The organism is Extibacter sp. GGCC_0201 (assembly GCF_017566055.1).
Lineage (GTDB): Bacteria > Bacillota > Clostridia > Lachnospirales > Lachnospiraceae > Extibacter.
The window spans coordinates 1-18459 of the sequence record NZ_JABFCH010000032.1; the positions used below are offsets into that span (position 1 = coordinate 1).

The window sequence follows — 18459 nt, forward strand, 5'->3', positions numbered from 1 at the left end:
ACAAAGTGTGCAATTAGATTAGTTTCTTAATTACACACTTTATCTTACACGACCCCGTCTCCCTCCGGGCGTATATATAGCCGGGCGCCGCCTTCATCAGAAGCCTTCCTCTTTCCTCATCATCCTGATCTCTCTTCTTTTCTTGGCCTTCTCCCACTCTTCCCTTTCCTCGTCGCTTTCCAGGATGAGCCTTGGAACCGGCGTCGGATGGTCTTCGCCGTCCAGCGCGACCATGGTGAAGAACGCATGGTTGATTGGCGTGCGTTCTCCGCTCAGCGATTCCACGTAGCTGTCTACCTTTACTTCCATGGAAGTCTTGCCTACGTATGTCACCTTGCCGATAATGATGATCACGTCCCTCTGGTATGCCCCCCGGAGGAAGCGCAGGTTATCCACCGATGCGGTGATAACATTCATTCTTGTATGGCGTTTGCCTACCAGCCCCGCCACTTCATCTATCCACTGCATGAGCATGCCGCCGAACAGACGGCCCGCTGCATTTAAGTGGTTCGGCCTGACCATATGGACGGTCTCGACCACTGATTCTGATACTTTTCTGCTCTCAGCTTTCATTCATGACACTCCAATCCGCATTCTTTGGCAAGTTCTGTATAGCAGGCAAGTGTTGCCTTCTCTTCACAGAATACCGGAAATTCCATATTATAATTTCCCCAGATCATGGCTTTTTTATGAGCAAAGTAAAAAGTGGAGAACAGCCAGCCCGCGACCGTAATCTCCAGAAGAAACTCCATAATCTCCCAATCAACACGAAAGTATACCTGTCTGCTTACCGTCTCCATCTTCCGCAGGACAGCCATCTGGCGGCTGTCAAGCCCTGACAGGAACTTCTGTTTCTGCTCCTCTTTAAGGACCGGATAATAAAAGTCTGCATAGGCGATATCTTCATTTGCTTCCAGAATTCTGCCAAAATATGCCGTCATCTTCTCTCTGCTGTCGGCGGATATGATGACAGACTCATATGTTTCAAATGCCTCTTGTACATTGCCTGCCCAGAGGCAGCCATGACGTATGAGTTCTCCTTTTGACATGGAGCGTACCATATGCATTCCCCTTCCTTCTGCAACTTTCTACAATTTCTTGCCAAGCCCTTTCATTATATCATAAGATCTGGTATACTTAAACTGATTTTTCATGTACTGAATTACATACAACACATATGAATGAACAGCATAGGTTGCAAGACCAAATATATAGAGAAGATAAAGGAGCGGAAGGAATATGAGGAACATCAGACTGACGATAGAATATGACGGGAGCCGGTACCAGGGCTGGAGCCGCCTTGGCAAGGAGGAGTCCAACAACACGGTATCGAATAAAATCATTGAAGTGCTGCGCAAGATGACAGGCGAGTATCTCATCGAGCTGAACTGCGGCTGCCGGACAGAGGTAGGCGTACATGCATATGCGCAGGTAGCCAACTTTAAGACAGAATCGGATATGGATTTATTAGATATCAAGCACTATCTGAACCGGTATCTTCCGATGGACATTGCCATCACCAATGTAGAGGATGTGCCGGACCGTTTCCACGCGCAGCTTAACGCCACATCCAAGACTTATGTGTACCGTATGACGATTGACGATGTACCGAGCGTATTTGACCGCAAATATACATACCACTGTTTCAAGATTCCGGACAAGAAGCTCATGCAGCAGGCCGCCCTTTTGTTCATCGGCAAGCATGACTTCAAGAACTTTTCCACAGTAAAGAAAAACAAGACTACCGTAAAGGAAATATTCGAGATAGAAGTGTACGGTGATACGGAGGAAATGCAGATCCTCATACATGCAGATGATTTCCTCCACAACATGGCCCGCCTCGTCGTCGGCACGCTTCTGGAAATCGGCTTTGGGACACGTAAGAAAGAAGACATCGAGGAAATCTTTGCCGGTACCAAGCCGGTCAGCGTCCCCTGTGACCCAAAGGGGCTGTACCTTCAGGAGGTTTCCTATTAAATAAACCAAAAGGGACGTGAAACACCCGGTTGTCAGATACAGGGCTTATGCCTTATATCTGTCCCGTGTGATCCACGTCCTTTCGCCGATTCGCGACATTCGATTCATGCCCGGCTCATTCAGACGACGCCTTTCTGAAGCATAATGTTGGCAAACAGTGCCCCTTCGCCGGTGGCGATGATGGCATATGATTCTTTCGCCATCTTTATGAATTCCGGCTTTGCAATATTTTCCACCGTAACCTCTCCACGCTCATCATGTTTTCCGATGATGACCTTATAGATGTCCCAGATGGGCGTCTTTACATCTTCTCCCTCCGGCACTTCCATGAGCTTGACCGGCTTGTCCGTGGAATAATCAAGCGGGAACAGCTTCAGTATGGCATCCAGAATCTCGGGGACCGTATGGCCGTCGCACCTTATGACGATGCCGTCTTTTCCGACAGACTGTGCGGGAAAGTTGCCGTCAGCAATGACCAGCCTGTCCCCGTGCCCCATCTCGCTTAATACTTTCAGCAGTTCAGGGGATATTATTTTAGGTATTCCTTTTAACATAAGGCTCTACATCTCCTCTTCCGGAACAATCTCTATCCAGTATCCGTCCGGGTCTGCGATAAAGTACACGCCCATCTCCTTATTCTCATAACAGATGACGCCCATCGCTTTATGCTTTTTATACATCTCATCAAAGTCATCGACCGTGAACGCCAGATGAAATTCTCCTTCTCCCAGGTTATACGGCTCTTCACGCCCATTCAGCCACGTGAGCTCAAGCGTAAATCCTCCGGTTCCATCTCCAAGATATACGAGTATAAACGCGCCGTCCGGATCCCGCTTCTCCTTCACAGGAGCCAGGTCTAAGGCTTCTTCATAGAAAGCAAGGCTTTTCTCCAGATCTAGTACATTAAAGTTATAATGATTGAACTTGACCATAAGCAGCCTCCTCTACTTATCCTGGCTGCTCAAGTCAAGGTAGCATTCATATGCTTCTTTATCGGAAGCCCCTTTGTGGACAATCATGTTCACAGCCTGGGCCATCGCTGCAGGATGGTTGCTCTGGAAGATATTCCTTCCCATGTCCATTCCGGAAGCACCTTCCGATATTGCCTTGTAGCAAAGCGTCAACGCCTCATCCTCCGGCAGCTTCTTGCCTCCTGCAACGACAATCGGTACCGGGCACGCGGATACGATTTCTTCAAAGTCTTCACAGTAATATGTCTTCACAATATGTGCACCAAGCTCCGGCAGTATCCTCGTTGCAAGCTTGAAAAATCTGCTCGTACGTTCCATCTGCTTGCCCACTGCCACGACACCCATGGTAGGTATATTGTATTTCAGGCCCGCATCTACCGTCTTACATAGATTGTCAAGGCTTTCCTTTTCCCCGTCCGCACCGATGAATGTCTGCACCGCCATACAGCTCGCGTCCATCCTGACAGCGTCCTCGATGCTGACACCTATTACCTCGTGGCTCAGGTCTTCGTCCACCATGGAAGAGCCGCAGCTCACCCTGAGTGCGATTCCTTTGTTATTGTCTGCAGGGATACATGTGCGCATGGCGCCTCTTGTGCCCATCAGTACGTCTACGTATGGCATAAGCGGCGGTATCACGAGGTCAAGCCTCTCCAGCCCTGCCGTAGAACCCATGAAGTATCCATGGTCGAACGCAAGCATCACCGTATGGCCGCTCTCTGGCTGGAAGATCTTAGACAGACGCTTCTTCATCCCCCAGTCTACGTCCTGCATGCCTTTAACATGAAAACCGCCGTTCTTGGCGAACGGTTCATCTACATGATAATTCTTTGCTACCTTTAATCCATCTACATCTGCCATAATTTTTTCGTCTCCTTTTGATTTTACGTAATACACGCAAGCCCCCCTGCCCAAGGCAAAAGGACTTGCATGTATGTGAAATGTCACTCATATGTACGGAACAGCTTAGAAGTCATAGTCATCCATATTGTCTGCATTAAATTCAGCGCGTTCTGGAAGGAACACAACTCCGGAACCGTCCACATTGTCAGCTTCATCTCCTGTGATCTCGCTGTTGTCTACAATTTCAACTTCACCGATTTCAGGGATGTCTACTTTGTCGCCGATGGTCACTTTATTGCCGGAAGCAAGATAGTAAGCCATGTAGTTAGCGATAGATCCCTGTAAGCCTGTATCCCACAGTCCCCAGTTGTTCACTACGCCTGCCGTACAGAAGTCTTTCATAGCATTCGGTGTTGCAAAGCCTGTGATAGCGACATCTTTCGTCGTCTTTCCAAGGTTCTGGGCAGCCTGTGCCTGTCCCGGTAGTGCTGTAGAGTCGCAGCAGATGACGAGGTTGATATCCTCGTGTGCTGTCAGTACAGACTCGCCTACTGAGATGGCTTTTTCAGCATCCTGCTCACTGTAATAGTTGTCTGGAGCTACATTTTCCCAGTTTGGATACTTCTCAGCAATCATCTTCTCAGCCGCGTCATGCCATGAGTTCTGGTCTGTTACGGTAGCCTGAGAATAATGCCAGCAGTATTTGACCGCATCTTTTGCAGGATCAAGGCCAGAAGCTTTCAGCGCATTTTCAGAAAGCTGAAGCAGGAACGCTCCAAGAATCTCAGGAGAGCCCTGGGATACCATAATCTGTCTTGCATCTGCAGAAACGTCAGAGTCCCAAGTCACTACTGCCAGTCCGGCATCCATGGCCTTCTTCATAACTTCATCAAGACCGGTGGCATCTACTGATGATACCGCGATACCGTCAGCACCCTGGTTAATTGCATTGTTGATAATAGTTACCTGGTCTGCAACTGCAGCTGTAGCGCTGCCGTCATACTTGATTTCAAAGCCGCCGACTTTCTTGGCAAATTCCTGCGCTCCGTCGTTAGCTGACTCGAAGAAAGAGTTTCCTGTAACTTTTGGAACGAATACAATCTGGAGATTATCCCCTGATTCCTTCTTGTCGCCTGAATCCTTGCTGTCTGAGTCAGACCCGGATTTTCCACAACCAACTACCATAGTAGCAATCATGGCTGCACATAATAATGCGCTGATGAGTTTCTTTTTCATTCTTTCGTCCTCCTTTAATATTTTTTATTATTATAAACACTTATAATAACCATTTTGTGAGCCGGCCGCCCTTATCTGCTTCTGTTCTTCTTAAGCCTTGCCAGCAGCTTCTTGTTGCCGCTTCCTGTCATGCGGAACGCAAGCACGATAATCAGAAGAATTCCGACCGGTATATCCAGATACTGAGACGCCATGCCCGACATGTTCAATCCGAACTTCAAGATTCCGATGACACATGCTGCCAGAGCCGTCCCGACCACCCCGCCTTTTCCTCCGAGGTTGGACGTCCCTCCGAGGACGACTGCCGTGATGATAGGCAGCGTCAGTGAACTTCCAAGGTCAGACTTGGCCGAACCGAGATAGCTTGTAAGTACGACACCTGCCAGTGCGGCGCTCATGCCGGACAGTCCGTACGTACTCATGATAATCGGCCTTACCCGAATACCTGAATACCGGCATGCGCTTGAATTCACGCCGCAGAGGAATATGTACCGTCCATACTTCGTCTTGTGCAGAAGTATATATGCGATGACGACAAGTGCGATAAATATGACGAGCTGGTTTGGCATGCCTGCAATATTCCCGGAAGACAGCTTCATGAATGTGTCCGGAAAACCGCTGATTCCCTCATATGCCTCGGAAGATGACATATTGACAACCGCAAGCGCAAGACCTGAATAGAGGAACGACCCTCCGAGGGTGACCACCATCGGCTGTACTCCCGTGTATGCCACGAAGAAACCGCTCAAGAGTCCGCACAGTGTTCCCACAAGAATGCTGACGAGCACTGCCGCCCATACGTTGAAGCCTTTATCCTGCCAGAGCAGCCCTATCGTAATGGATGTCAGACCCACGATGGAACCTGCCTGTATATCTATACCTCCCGTCACCATTACAAATGTGACGAACAGTGAAATGATACATATGGAGATAAAGTCATTGATACTTCCCATCAGTACGTTCAGACGCAGAAACCTTGGATTCAGTTGTCCGAATACGAGGATTTCAACGAGCAGTATCACAATCAAAAACATTTCCCAGCTGAAGACTTTGCTCCTTAGCCCTTTTATCTTATTCATTCAAAGCACCTCCCTCAGCTGCAGTTACCCTAGCCGACAGCCTTTCTCTTCTGGCCTTTTCTACCGACCTTCTCTGTACGAGGGCATCCACGACTACGATTACAATCAAAAGGATACCGGTTATCGTATTGTCATAATCGGAAGAAATCTTCAAAAATACGAGCAGACGGCTGATGGACGCCATGATGATGCCGCCAATCGATGCACCTATGACCGTACCTACTCCGCCGGTCAGGCTGATACCACCGATGACACATGCTGCAATCGCCTTCATCTCATAACCGTTACCGGATATCGCCGTAACGAATCCGACCCGGCTTACATAGAGGATTGCCCCGAACGCTCCGAACAGTCCGCATATCATGAAGGCCTTCATCTTTGTCGCCTGCACGGGAATTCCTATCAGGTTGGCGCCTGCCTCGTTATCTCCCACTGCCGCGAACCGTTTTCCTCTCTTTGTCTTGACCAGAAACAGGAAGATAAGCACCATGATCACCAGATCCATAACGAAAAACCAGCTCAGGTTTCCCACCACGTTCTTCTGGGCGAGCTGTTTGAAGCCAGAGGGCAGGTTCTCCACCCATTTGCCTCCTGTATACAGATATATCAGTCCCCTGTATATGCCGTTCGTGCCAAGCGTCATGATGATGGACGGTATCTTCAGGACAGTGACTCCGATGCCGTTGATCGTGCCGCATACGAGGCCGACCAGGATGCAGAGGCCGATTGCCATCCCCCAGGACGCCCCTTCCCGCAGGTAGGTCGCGCACACCGCTGCGGACAGGCCGAGCTGTGCTCCGATGGAGCAGTCAATCTCCCCTGTCAATATTACAAATGCCATTCCTATGGCGATGAGTACATATACGATAGAACCGTTAAAGCATAGCAGTATATTCTGCGGCTTCAGGAAACTTGGATTCACGACTCCGACAAGCAGAAACATAGCTACGAGGCAGAGCAGTGAAGACAGCTCCCTGGCCTTCAGCGCTTTTTTTATCTTATCCATAATTACTCTCCTTCCTCGTACACTCCGAATGACGCTGCTGTCAGATTATCAAGGTCAATCTTTTCTCTTGTAAATGTATGATTGATATGTCCTTGGTACATAGACACCGCCCTGTCACTCAGTTCTACTATTTCTTCCAGGTCAGAGGATATGAGCAATATTGCCACTCCCTGTTTTTTCAGCTTTCCTATGATGGAGTACACATCTCCACGCGCGCCTGCATCGATACCACGGGTCGGCTCATCCAGAATTACAACTTTCGGGTTCGTCGACAGCGCTCTGGCAATGACGCCTTTCTGCTGGTTTCCGCCTGACAGCGATCCCATAATCTGGTCCTGACCTGTGACCTTGATACGAAAATCGCTGATATACTGGTCTGCCAGTTCTGCTTCCTTTTTCCTGTTGAGGAACAGCCTGCTCATGTTCCGTATCTGGGCAGACGAAATATTCCATCCCACTTCCCTTATCTTGAAGATTCCGTTCAGGAACCTGTCTTCAGGCACATAGTTGACGCCTTTGTCCAACACTCTTCTCGTGCTGAATCCTGTTATGTCTTCACCGTCCAGCAGCACCTTGCCGGACTTCACCTTGTCCATGCCGAATATCGTCGTGGCAAATTCCGTCCGGCCTGCACCGACGACTCCGGCCACGCCGAGAATCTCGCCTGCGTATACTTCCAGGTTCAGATTGCTGAACCCGTATCCGCTGAAGTCTTTCAGTTCCAGCACCGGTTCTGCTGACGTATAGTCTATCTCTACCCTCTCACCTGCCGTCTTAAGTTCGGAATCCGGCGGAAGCAGAGCTTTGACGAGATGGCTTTTTTCAAATTCGGATACCTCTCCGCTCAGGCTTACGACACCGTCCCTCATGATAGCCACATGGGTCGCAATCTGGAACACTTCTGTCAGCCTGTGCGTGATATAAAAGATACCGATGTTTTTCTGCTTCAGCTCTTCTACAAGCTTAAACAGCGATTCTGCCTCATTGAAGCTCAGTGATGACGTCGGCTCATCGAGTATAAGGATTCTCGCATTCCGAAGAAGTCCTTTCAGTATCTCTACAAGCTGCTGTTCTGCAATCGACAGCGTGTTCGCTTTCCGATCCAGTTTCAGATCCCAGCCAAGATGTTCGATCATCTCCACCATACGTCTGTGTATCTCATTTTTCTTTTCGTCAAATCCCATGGCAACATTTTCTTCCACAGTCATGTTCGGAAAAAGCATCGGCTCCTGAGGCACGAGATATATCCCATTGGCAAGGGCAGTTGAAGACTTGGATATGTCTATCTGTTCTCCATTGATATATATGTCACCTTCGTCCTGCTGGTATATGCCCATTATGATTTTCATGAGCGTACTCTTGCCGGCACCGTTGCCTCCGATAAGGGCTATCACTTCCCCTTCGTGCAGTTTCATGTTAATGCCCTTGAGCACCTCGTTAGAGCCGAAGGATTTGCGTATATCCTTAACCTCCAGCAGCGCAGCGCCGGCAGACCTGTTCTTAACATCCTCCATTTTATGCACCTCCATTCCAGTTAGTTGCGATTTTAAACTTTTGTTTTATCCAAAAACATTTGTTTATCATTGTAATGGTATTTCCACACCGGTATACCGATGTCCTGATTTAGTATCATCATACATTTTCGTTCATAATTTGTCAACATATTTGTTACATACATTTGTTGTTTTATATATTTTAGTCATAATATCACGTTATCTTTTATGCACTTTGCCTTATCCCAAAACAAATGAAGTGAAATTTTTATATAATTAGATTTGACAGTGCGCCTATATACTGTTATAATTTATATGCAAAACATTTGCACCTTAACGGTACTTTTGTACATCCAAGATTACAAAAGGAGGATTTATGTCTGATATAAGTACAGAAAACAGCACACAGTTTGAAAAAAATCTGCTTTACAAAGCTTCCTGGTATTATTATATGGAAGGCCTTACCCAGCAGGCCATCGCCGAAAAGCTCGGCATCTCGCGCATCAAGGTGCTCCGTCTGCTGGACCGCGCCCGCCAGGAAGGAATCATACAGATACACATCAAGCCTGATACCGACGAATTTCTCTCTATCGAACAGGAACTCATTCACAAGTATCAGTTGAAGGACTGCTATATCGTCCCTGCAGGTTCGGATAAGGATAACCAGACCGAAACGGTAGCCAAGGCCGCTGCCATGTATATCCAGAACCATGTGACGGATAACTGTTATATCAACTTTGGCTATGGTGAGACGGTCATGCGCACACTCAGCCATCTTTCCCGCTGCGTCTCTGCAACGATTTCACTCGTATCTCTGACCGGCGGCATCACCAATTATCTGCCCGACGCCCATTCCAGCATATATGGTGCCAAGCTGTATCTGTATCCCGCACCTCTTATCATGTCGTCGAAGGAACTGGCCGAGTCTATGATGGAAGAGGATTCTCTTGCTGAGATAACGAAGATGACAGAACTGGCCAATCTCACATTGATAGGCATCGGCGGTATGAACACGGATGCTACGATACTCAAGTCATCCCGCCTGACGAATAATGACTATCTGCTGCTGAAGATGCAGGGTTCGGTAGGCGATTTGATTACCCATTTTATAGACGCGCAGGGCCGGCTTGTCAACGCGGACTTTGATGCACGTATCATCAGCACTCCTCTTGATAAGCTCAAGCAGCTCAACAACGTGATAGGCGCGGCAACCGGTATCGAAAAGCTTCCTGCCATAGCAGCGGCACTGGACGGCAGCTACCTGGATATTCTTATCACCGATGATGTTACAGCAAGGCAACTTTTAAACAAGTATTAATTATAAGGAGGTCAATATTATGGCAAGCTACTTGATGGCACTTGATGCCGGTACCGGAAGCGTCCGCGCTGTCCTTTTTGACACGGCCGGCAATCAGATCGGTGTATCCCAGCATGAATGGGAGCATCTCGAAGACCCTCGTTATCCGGGTTCTATGGATTTCGACTGGGACAACAACTGGAACCTTACGGTCCGGTGCATCAAAAATGTAATCCGAGATACACAGATATCCCCTTCGGATATTGCGGCTATCTCCACTACCTGCATGCGGGAGGGTATCGTACTCTACGATGCCGGTTTCCGTGAAATATGGGCGTGTGCCAATGTGGACGCACGCTCTAACGACGAAGTATCCCAACTGCGCGCTTTGTCTGACTCGCTGGAAAAAGACATATATTCCGTATCCGGCCAGACCTTTGCCCTGGATGCTATTCCCCGCATCCTATGGGTGAAGAACAAGATGCCAGAAGTGTACGAAAAAACTGCTTACGTGAGCATGTTCAACGACTGGCTTATCTATAGGCTAACCGGTATACTGGCATGCGAGCCGAGCAATGGCTGCACTACCGGAATCTTCAACCTTTCCACGAGAACGTGGGATACAGATATCGCCAGGAAATGCCGTATCAGAGATGACATCTATCCGTCGGTGCAGGAAAGCGGAACGGTGGTCGGGCATATCTCCTCTTCTGCTGCAGCACAGACCGGGCTGTCCGAATCGTCTGCAGTCATCGCTGGAGGCGGTGATGCCCAGCTTGGCTGTATCGGAGTCGGAGTCGTGGCGCCGAAGCAGGCTGCCGTATTTGGTGGAAGCTTCTGGCAGTTTGAATACAATACCGACACGGTGAAGACGGATCCGGACTGCCGTGTGAGAGTTAACTGCCACGCCGTACCTGGTATCTGGCAGTATGAAGCGCTTGCGTTCTATCCGGGCCTGGTGATGCGCTGGTACCGGGACGCCTTCTGCCAGCTTGAGAAACAGCAGGCGGAAGAATCCGGTAAGGACCCTTATTACTACATGAATATCCAGGCTGAAAAAATACCGGCAGGCAGCAACGGGATGCTCTGCGCCTTCTCTGATATCATGAACTTCATCAACTGGAAGCACGCAGCCCCTACATTTACCAACTTTGCCCTTGATGCCGAGAAGTTCAACCGCTATACGTTCTACCGTGCTATCATGGAGAATTCCGCAATGGTCACTCGTGGCAACATGGAACTCGTCGCTTCTGTGACCGGTGAACTGCCGGAAGAGATTACGTTTGCGTCCGGCGCCTCAAAGAGCCCGCTCTGGTGCCAGATTCTGTCGGACGTGCTTGGTATACCGGTACACGTACCGAAGGTGCGTGAGGCCACCGCGCTCGGTGCCGCCATCCTCGCCGGAACAGGCGTCGGCATCTTCCAAGATATACGCCAGACTGCAAAGAATCTGTGTCACATAGAGAGCACCTATTACCCGGATGCGCCAAACCACGATACATATAACAAACTGTATAAAACCTGGAAAGAAGTATACCGTGCCCAGCTTGAGCTGGCCGACAGAAAGCTTACCAAAAACATGTGGATAGCGCCAGGTTTATAATATAACAATGAAAGGAGATACATATCATGTTCATCATCAATGAAAACGAAAAGGAGTACCGTTTTGGCGACAGCGGCCCGAAATATCTCATGAAAGGGCCCCGCAGCAACTTCGCTGTAGTACAGTTCCAGGCCGGACAGGATTTTAAAGCACATTACCACAATATCATGGAGGAGAATTTCTTCATCCTCGAAGGTGAGGTGGACATCATCGTGGACGGCACCACCCATACGCTTAAAGCCGGCGACCTGATTCATATCGAACCGGAAGAGGTGCACTATGTGGTCAACAATTCCGGCGGGCCGGTAAAGATGATTTCAACGCTTGCACCATATCAGGAATCTGATAAGATCGAGGTCGACTGATTCCTCCGCTGCAGAATGTCAGTTCAAATGACATTCTGCAGTTTTTATTCCTCTTTTTCAACTCACCTTTGCCGCATATTCATACATGGCCTTTACGATAATCCACACACTCGTAGCACCTGCATCCTGGAAACCGATTGTCGTTCCCTGCGTCTTGGCTCTCCCGAACTTTGCCTCAAAGGTTTTTGTGCTTTCCATCCCGCACCGTGCTGCCTCCTGAGCTTTATCAAGCATCGGCACGAATCCTTCGCCTGCGTACGCAAGCATAGCGTCCACGGCAGGCGAGAGCGCATCTACCATAGTCTTATCTCCTACCTCCGCCTTGCCCCGCTCTTTGATAACTGCCAGGCTGCTCTTCATCATATCAGCAAATTTCTCTGGTCCGACTTCTGTCACCGGTTCCTTCCCCTTAGCTCCACCCAGGAACATACTCCCGAATATGACACCGGAGGCTCCGCCCATGCTCATAAGCATCGCTTTTCCGGCAGTGGCAAATACCGCATACACGTCGTCTGGCTCTTCCATCTTAAGAAGCTTATCCTTGGCTTTTTTCAGACCTCCCGCCATTCCGATTCCGTGATCGCCGTCTCCGATGGCGCTGTCTACTTCTGTGAGCATCGGTTTTGCTTCTATAATAGTGTCTGCCACATAGAGAAGCATATCCTTCGCCTGCTGTGCATTCATCTTTTCCATGTCATCTATTTTCCTTTCTTAGCATAATACGGACTGTAACACGGCATATCATATAATTCCTTCAAAGTATCGTCCAGCTTCAGAAGAGATATGGAGAATCCCCCCATCTCCTGACACGTGCAGTAGCTGTTGATATCCGCGTCATGTACTTTGATACTGTCTGCATCCAACAGTTCCTTAAGCTTCCTGTATACGATGCTCATCTCAAGAACTGTCGTGCTTCCAAGTCCATTTATGAGGACACATACTTCCTCTCCGCCTGCAAGCTCCATATCCGCTTTTATGTTCTTATACAGATATTCCACTGTCTCATCTGCCTGCTTCATCTTCGTGCGTTCGATTCCGCGTTCGCCATGTATACCCATGCCGTATTCCATCTCGTCGTCACCAATCTCGAAGGTAGGCTTGTCGAGGCCCGGTATCTGTCCCGGCGACGTGGCGACCCCTATGCTGCGAAGGTTATCCCTTGCGGCTTCCGTCACCTTGACGACGTCGGCAAGCTCCATGCCTTTGTCACAGGCCGCACCGGCTATCTTGATGACAAACAGGTCTCCGGCAATACCGCGCCTGTCGGTCATACGTTCTTTTGACGCGGATGCGCAGTCATCCCATACTCTTACATGTGCGGCTTCAATCTCTTCGTCTGCCAGAAGCTCTTGTGCCATATCAAAGTTCAGATTGTCCCCTGCATAGTTTCCGTATACGAACAGGACTCCCCTGCCGCTTTCCACCGCAAGAGCAGTCTCATATATCGTTCCCGGATCAGGGGAGGCAAAGACGTTGCCGCACGCCGCCGCGTCGCCAAGCCCCTCGCCGACGAATCCGTTGAACATCGGCTCATGTCCGCTCCCGCCTCCTATGACAAGGGCCACCTTATCCTTCCTCGGCTTCTTCGAGATGACTGCGTTAACTTCCGGATGTTTCTCATAATAATTGCTGTAGCAAGACGTAAAACCTTCCATCGCCTCGTCAACTACATTATCCGCTTCGTTTATAAACTTCTTCATAGATTTTCCTCCACAGAATATATCCTACAACTTTTCAACAAACTCTATCTCCACTTTGTTCGGATCCTCCACAAGCATAAACCTCACTCCGAGCTTGCTGCTTGGCTTTGGCCCTTCCAGAATCGTTATTCCATTCTGCACAAATAATTCTTTCAGTCTGTCTATGTCATCTGTCTCGAGAGCAAAATGCCGGTATACGCCGCGGTCGGTATGCATACCCGACCTGAGACGGTTATCCGCCACATATTCTATGAGTTCCAGACGACAGTTTCCGGGCAGCTCATAATAGTACAGAAAATGGTCGCCCATGTCGATATCGTTCCGCTTTTTAAGTCCCAGAATGGTACCGTAGAACCAAAAGCTCTTTTCCTTATCTGCCATATTTACCGTAATATGGTCAATCGCCTTCAGCATCTGTCTCCTCCAGTCTTTATGATGTTTCTATGAAAAGGGTAATGTGCAGGAACTATTCTCATACACATTACCCTTCTCCATTAATCTTCTCTCAAAGGCGGTGCCAAGAAATCCTTTCCGACTTGTACCGGAACATGTTTTGCGACAATCGCTTCCATCTCATCACACTGTTCTTTTGTCAGGCTCCATCCTACGCAGCCCGGAATAAAATCTAACTGGTCAGGACGCCTCGCTCCGAGCAGGGCACAGCTGACTCCTTTTTCCAGTACCCATCTTACGCTGATCTGAGCTACCGTCTTGCCTAATCTGGCTGCATATTCTTTGAGCTCGTCTATCGCCGCCAGATGGTTCACAAAGTTCTGACCCTGGTATTTCGGATCATCCTCCGCTCTCATATCTCCATCGTTGAATTTCGTGTCAACGGTATATTTGCCGTGAAGCATTCCGCGGCAGAGCGCGCTGTATCCCAATACGGTGATATGGTTCTCTTTCGCGTATGGAAGCTGATTCTCGAAGAGCTTGTCTTCCAGGATGTTGAAGGAAGGCTGAATCGTATGTATGGGTGCTGTTTTCCTCCACTCGTCAATCATCGCGTTCGTATAGTTGGATACGCCGATGGCGCGGATCTTCCCTTCCTTCAGAAACTCGCCCATGACTTGTGCCGTCTCAGCTATCGGAGTCTTCTCATCCGGCCAGTGTACCTGATAGATATCGATATGGTCTGTCTTCAGTCTCCGAAGGCTTGCCTCCAGTTCTTTCCTCAGTGTCTCTGGCCGTGAATCTCTGTAGACGTTGCCATTCTCATCCCAGCTCAGGCCGCATTTTGTGGCAAGCACGCATTTCTCTCTGTAGCCTGGCTTTGAAAGTGCTTCTCCGACCAGCTCTTCGGAATGTCCGGCGCCATAGGCCGGTGCCGTATCTACAAGAGTTATTCCCATATCAATCGCTGCCCTTACGCATTCTATCGCCGGCTCATCGACGATGCCGCCCCATCCGGAGCCTCCCATTGCCCATGTTCCGAGCCCTACCCTTGTAATCTCCAGCCCGTCTACGGCTGTCTTGAAATATTCCATAATCTGTTCCTCCTAATATCTGTATTCCGGTATACCGGTTAGTTCATGAGACAATCATATTAAATCATCGTCATGATGTCAACTGTTTTTGTGTATTTTGTGTATTATTTATATCTTCTCCAATTGAATTTGTGCATTATGCACACACACTTAGCTGCGTTCACCGAGCATAATTTCTTTTGGTCTCTCCATATGTGCAGCGATTGCTGTGTTGACGGCTTCGATATCACCTGATTTCATCGATCTTATGATATCTTCGTGCTCTCTCAGCGTCTCTGCCACACGTCCGGGATGCATCAGAGATGAGATTGCCATGTTCCGGATGCGGTGGATATACATGCCGAACATCTCATCAAATGCAGAATTGCCGGCATAAGCCACGAGCATCAGATGAAACTGGTTATCACACTCGACAAAACGGGTCATATTATTTTCCTCCGCAGATTCGACCAGCTTCCCCATCAGCCTTTCCAGTTCTGCAAACAATTCTCCTGCCTTGTCTGAATCTGCCTCTCTTGCCGCAAGCATCGCACAGTATCCTTCGATTGCGGTACGGACTTGAAACGTCTCTACAATATCCCTTACTTCCATCTCATGCAGCATAAACCCTTTACTCGGTATGATATCGATATATCCCTCCTGTACAAGTCTCTGCACGGCATCCCTGAACGGTGTCCTGCTGATGCCTATCTCAGTAGCGATCTTTGTCTCGGAATAGATCTCCCCAGGTGTAAATTCATTGTTCAGAATCTTCTCTTTCATATACTCATATGCCTGCATCTGCAGTGGCTTCAGTAGCTTCATCGTGGTTTCCCCCTCAATATTCATTCTATAGTAAAGCATATAATAATTTCTGTCAGCGGGTCAAGTTTCTTCTCCCTAAAACATGCACAATAATCGCCGATGATATATAGTAAATATTATTAAATTAATATTTTTCCATTGACCGGTATACCGGTATTTGTTATCATTATGCTATGATGCAATTGCATATGCAGCGGAAAGGAATATAAACTATGGACAAAATCGGTTTTATCGGCCTGGGAATCATGGGGACTCCAATGGCCTTGAATCTACTTAAGCACCACGTGGAACTTCATGTATACGATGTAAGGGAATCCCTCTCTGACCATCTCGTCTCGGTGGGTGCTGTCAAGTCTACTCCCAAGCGGATTGGAAGTACATGCAATATCATATTTCTCATGCTTCCAAGCGGCGGAATCGTAAAAGAAGTCTTATTTGATGAAGATGGCGTCTGCACGGCCATTGCCTCCGGAACTGTCGTCTGCGACATGAGCTCTGTGGCGCCGGAGGACTCCCACTTCTGTTCCCGCCTCCTTCAGGAAAAGGGCTGCTTTTTTCTGGACTCGCCTGTAAGCGGAGGAGAGCCGAAAGCAATTGACGGTACGCTGTCATTTATGGCCGGCGGAGATGATATGACATTCCAGAAAGTCCTCCCCTATCTTCAGATGATGGGCTCCAGTGCTCTTCTTGTCGGCGGTACGGGAACCGGGAGCATCGCCAAGCTTGCCAATCAGATTATCGTAAATATGACGATAGCTTCCGTATCGGAAGCATTTGTCTTTGCTACAAAAGCGGGGGCCGACCCTGAGAAAGTATACAAGGCTATCCGGGGCGGACTGGCCGGGAGTGCGGTGCTTGACGCCAAGCTGCCGATGATTCTGGAGCGTAATTTTGAACCGGGCGGTCCCATCTATATCAATCACAAGGATATTAAGAATGTAGTAGAAGAAGCGCATCTGATTGGCACTCCGATACCGCTTACTTCCCAACTCTTTGAAATCATGCAGGTCATGAAGGTAAAAGGCCATATGGGAGAAGACCACGGCGGGATTGTACAATATTTTGAAAACCTGGCCGACTGCAAGGTCCGGAAGCAGGACATCTGAACTGTAAGGAAAAAAAGGAGGAATGATCGTTATGAATAAAGATGCACTGAACGAGTATCCACGGCCTGACGAGGCAACGGCCGACGAGCTTCTTGCAGAGGAGATCCATTCATATAAGGGGAAGATGGTCGTGCTGGACGACGACCCGACCGGTACGCAGACGGTTCACGACGTTTCCGTATACACATGCTGGGATTATGACAGCATAAAGGAAGGCTTCGAAGAACCCGGAGCGCTCTTCTATATCCTGACCAACTCCAGAGCGCTGTCCGCCGCAGAAAGTGCCGCACTTCATAAGGAGATTGCCCGGACGATCCACCGGATCTCCATGGAGACGGGCACCCCTTATCTTATCATAAGCCGGAGCGACTCTACGCTGCGAGGACACTATCCGCTTGAGACGGAAGTGCTGAAGAATACATACGAGGAATGTACCGGCCGCACTATCGACGGCGAGATTCTGTGCCCGTTCTTCAAAGAAGGGGGGCGCTTCACCGTGGACAATATCCACTATGTCCTGTCCGGGGACGAGCTTATCCCTGCTGCCAGGACGGAATTTGCCAGAGATTCTACCTTCGGGTATGCTTCTTCTGATTTGAGGCAGTATGTAGAGGAAAAGACAGAGGGACGGTACCTTGCCGGCGATGTCATATGCGTTCCGTTGGATTTACTTCGCAGCGCGGATACGCTCGGCGTCGAGTCACTTCTGCTCTCAGCATCAGATTTCCAGAAAATTATTGTAAACGCAGCCGACTACTGCGATCTGAAGGTGTTCTGCACCGCACTGTACCGCGCAATGAAGAAAGGAAAGCGGTATCTCTTCCGAAGTGCCGCCTCTCTTGTGAAAGTTATGGCCGGCATACCCGACAGGACGCTTCTTAGGCGGGGCGAGCTGGTCCGCTCCTCCTTCCGCCATGGAGGGCTCGTCCTTATCGGATCCTACACCAGCAAGACGACGGCCCAGCTTAACATGCTGGAAGGGCTGGACGGAATCGAGCTGCTGGAATTTAACTCGGACCTCATTACCGACCCGGAGGGCCTTGAAACGGAACGGCAGCGGATATTGTCCCTGGCCTCCTCCTGCATCCGGAAAGGCAGGCATGCGGTCATCTATACGAAGAGAAAGAAGCTGATTTATGACAGTGACACGAAGGAAACCGTCTTAAAGCGTTCCGTGTCCATATCAGACGCCCTGCAGTCCTTTGCCGCGCAGATAGATGCGGCCCCTTCCTTCCTCATCGCCAAGGGCGGCATCACTTCCAGCGACATTGCCACGAAAGCGCTGCATATCAGGCATGCCGTGGTGCTCGGCCAGGTGGCTCCCGGCATCCCCGCCTGGGAGACGGGGCCCGACAGCCGGTACCCGGGCATCCCCTATATCATCTTCCCGGGCAATGTAGGGGAGGCTGACACGCTGAAGCATGTCATCTCCTTCTTCTGTCAGTAACTGGAAACGTGCAGGACGGTGCGTAAGCACAATCCTGCACGTTTA

The 18459-nt window shown here is 49.3% G+C and carries 20 protein-coding genes; 6 read left to right on the plus strand and 14 right to left on the minus strand.

Annotation, left to right across the window (positions count from 1 at the left end):
- Positions 1-96: 96 nt before the first annotated feature.
- Together HJV72_RS16970 and HJV72_RS16975 are read right to left on the minus strand one after the other, a co-directional pair.
- The gene (locus tag HJV72_RS16970; protein ID WP_049727802.1) at positions 97-573 is read right to left on the minus strand and encodes an acyl-CoA thioesterase; all 477 of its coding nucleotides are present in this window, start codon (positions 571-573) and stop codon (positions 97-99) included.
- Entirely contained in the window at positions 570-1067 is a 498-nt protein-coding gene (locus tag HJV72_RS16975; RefSeq protein ID WP_208072785.1) for a hypothetical protein, read from the minus strand. Before HJV72_RS16975 ends, HJV72_RS16970 begins: the two co-directional genes overlap by 4 nt.
- A 172-nt stretch (positions 1068-1239) precedes the next feature.
- Here HJV72_RS16975 and truA point away from each other — a divergent pair, with 172 nt between their 5' ends.
- Entirely contained in the window at positions 1240-1977 is a 738-nt protein-coding gene (gene truA, locus HJV72_RS16980; protein ID WP_208072787.1) for a tRNA pseudouridine(38-40) synthase TruA, read from the plus strand.
- Positions 1978-2096: 119 nt separating this feature from the next.
- Here truA and HJV72_RS16985 read toward each other — a convergent pair whose 3' ends face one another.
- The 7 genes from HJV72_RS16985 to HJV72_RS17015 form a co-directional block, all read right to left on the minus strand.
- Entirely contained in the window at positions 2097-2531 is a 435-nt protein-coding gene (locus tag HJV72_RS16985; RefSeq protein ID WP_208072789.1) for an RbsD/FucU family protein, read from the minus strand.
- Positions 2532-2537: 6 nt separating this feature from the next.
- Positions 2538-2909, minus strand: a complete 372-nt coding sequence (locus tag HJV72_RS16990; protein WP_208072791.1) for a VOC family protein — start codon at positions 2907-2909, stop codon at positions 2538-2540.
- 12 nt (positions 2910-2921) lie between these two features.
- Positions 2922-3809, minus strand: a complete 888-nt coding sequence (gene lsrF / locus HJV72_RS16995) for a 3-hydroxy-5-phosphonooxypentane-2,4-dione thiolase (RefSeq protein WP_208072793.1) — start codon at positions 3807-3809, stop codon at positions 2922-2924.
- Between the two features lie 105 nt (positions 3810-3914).
- Complete coding sequence (locus HJV72_RS17000; RefSeq protein ID WP_208072795.1) at positions 3915-5027, minus strand: substrate-binding domain-containing protein; 1113 nt, start codon at positions 5025-5027, stop codon at positions 3915-3917.
- Between the two features lie 71 nt (positions 5028-5098).
- A complete protein-coding gene (locus HJV72_RS17005; RefSeq protein ID WP_208072797.1) occupies positions 5099-6106 on the minus strand; it encodes an ABC transporter permease in 1008 nt (335 codons plus the stop codon).
- Positions 6099-7112: an ABC transporter permease gene (locus tag HJV72_RS17010; RefSeq protein WP_208072800.1), complete on the minus strand. Its 1014-nt coding sequence runs from the start codon at positions 7110-7112 to the stop codon at positions 6099-6101. Before HJV72_RS17010 ends, HJV72_RS17005 begins: the two co-directional genes overlap by 8 nt.
- 2 nt (positions 7113-7114) lie before the next feature.
- Positions 7115-8626 carry a sugar ABC transporter ATP-binding protein gene (locus HJV72_RS17015; RefSeq protein WP_208072801.1) on the minus strand — a complete coding sequence of 504 codons (1512 nt, stop codon included), beginning with the start codon at positions 8624-8626 and terminating at the stop codon, positions 7115-7117.
- A gap of 355 nt (positions 8627-8981) precedes the next feature.
- Between HJV72_RS17015 and HJV72_RS17020 the strand changes: the two genes are divergently transcribed.
- Genes HJV72_RS17020 through HJV72_RS17030 form a run of 3 tightly spaced genes read left to right on the plus strand, consistent with a single transcriptional unit; the run spans position 8982 to position 11870 of the window.
- Positions 8982-9923, plus strand: a complete 942-nt coding sequence (locus tag HJV72_RS17020; RefSeq protein ID WP_208072804.1) for a sugar-binding transcriptional regulator — start codon at positions 8982-8984, stop codon at positions 9921-9923.
- A 19-nt stretch (positions 9924-9942) separates the two neighbouring features.
- Entirely contained in the window at positions 9943-11505 is a 1563-nt protein-coding gene (gene lsrK / locus HJV72_RS17025; protein ID WP_243765688.1) for an autoinducer-2 kinase, read from the plus strand.
- A 26-nt stretch (positions 11506-11531) separates the two neighbouring features.
- Positions 11532-11870, plus strand: coding sequence for a cupin domain-containing protein (locus tag HJV72_RS17030; RefSeq protein ID WP_208072806.1), 339 nt, complete (start codon positions 11532-11534; stop codon positions 11868-11870).
- Between the two features lie 57 nt (positions 11871-11927).
- Here the strand turns inward: HJV72_RS17030 and dhaL are convergent, their stop codons facing one another.
- The 5 genes from dhaL to HJV72_RS17055 all read right to left on the minus strand — a co-directional run bounded on the left by dhaL (position 11928) and on the right by HJV72_RS17055 (position 15861).
- Positions 11928-12563, minus strand: a complete 636-nt coding sequence (dhaL, locus tag HJV72_RS17035) for a dihydroxyacetone kinase subunit DhaL (protein WP_208072808.1) — start codon at positions 12561-12563, stop codon at positions 11928-11930.
- 5 nt (positions 12564-12568) lie between these two features.
- Positions 12569-13570, minus strand: coding sequence for a dihydroxyacetone kinase subunit DhaK (locus HJV72_RS17040; RefSeq protein ID WP_208072810.1), 1002 nt, complete (start codon positions 13568-13570; stop codon positions 12569-12571).
- A 24-nt stretch (positions 13571-13594) separates the two neighbouring features.
- Positions 13595-13984, minus strand: coding sequence for a VOC family protein (locus HJV72_RS17045; protein ID WP_208072811.1), 390 nt, complete (start codon positions 13982-13984; stop codon positions 13595-13597).
- Positions 13985-14064: 80 nt separating this feature from the next.
- The gene (locus tag HJV72_RS17050) at positions 14065-15057 is read right to left on the minus strand and encodes an aldo/keto reductase (RefSeq protein ID WP_208072813.1); all 993 of its coding nucleotides are present in this window, start codon (positions 15055-15057) and stop codon (positions 14065-14067) included.
- A 150-nt stretch (positions 15058-15207) separates the two neighbouring features.
- Positions 15208-15861, minus strand: coding sequence for a GntR family transcriptional regulator (locus tag HJV72_RS17055; protein ID WP_208072815.1), 654 nt, complete (start codon positions 15859-15861; stop codon positions 15208-15210).
- Positions 15862-16073: 212 nt separating this feature from the next.
- On the opposite strand from HJV72_RS17055, the gene HJV72_RS17060 reads away from it, so the two are divergent.
- Together HJV72_RS17060 and HJV72_RS17065 are read left to right on the plus strand one after the other, a co-directional pair.
- Positions 16074-16967 (plus strand): NAD(P)-binding domain-containing protein, encoded by an 894-nt coding sequence (locus HJV72_RS17060; RefSeq protein ID WP_208072817.1) that lies wholly within the window; start codon positions 16074-16076, stop codon positions 16965-16967.
- Positions 16968-16998: 31 nt separating this feature from the next.
- Entirely contained in the window at positions 16999-18414 is a 1416-nt protein-coding gene (locus HJV72_RS17065; protein WP_208072818.1) for a four-carbon acid sugar kinase family protein, read from the plus strand.
- Positions 18415-18459: the final 45 nt, after the last annotated feature.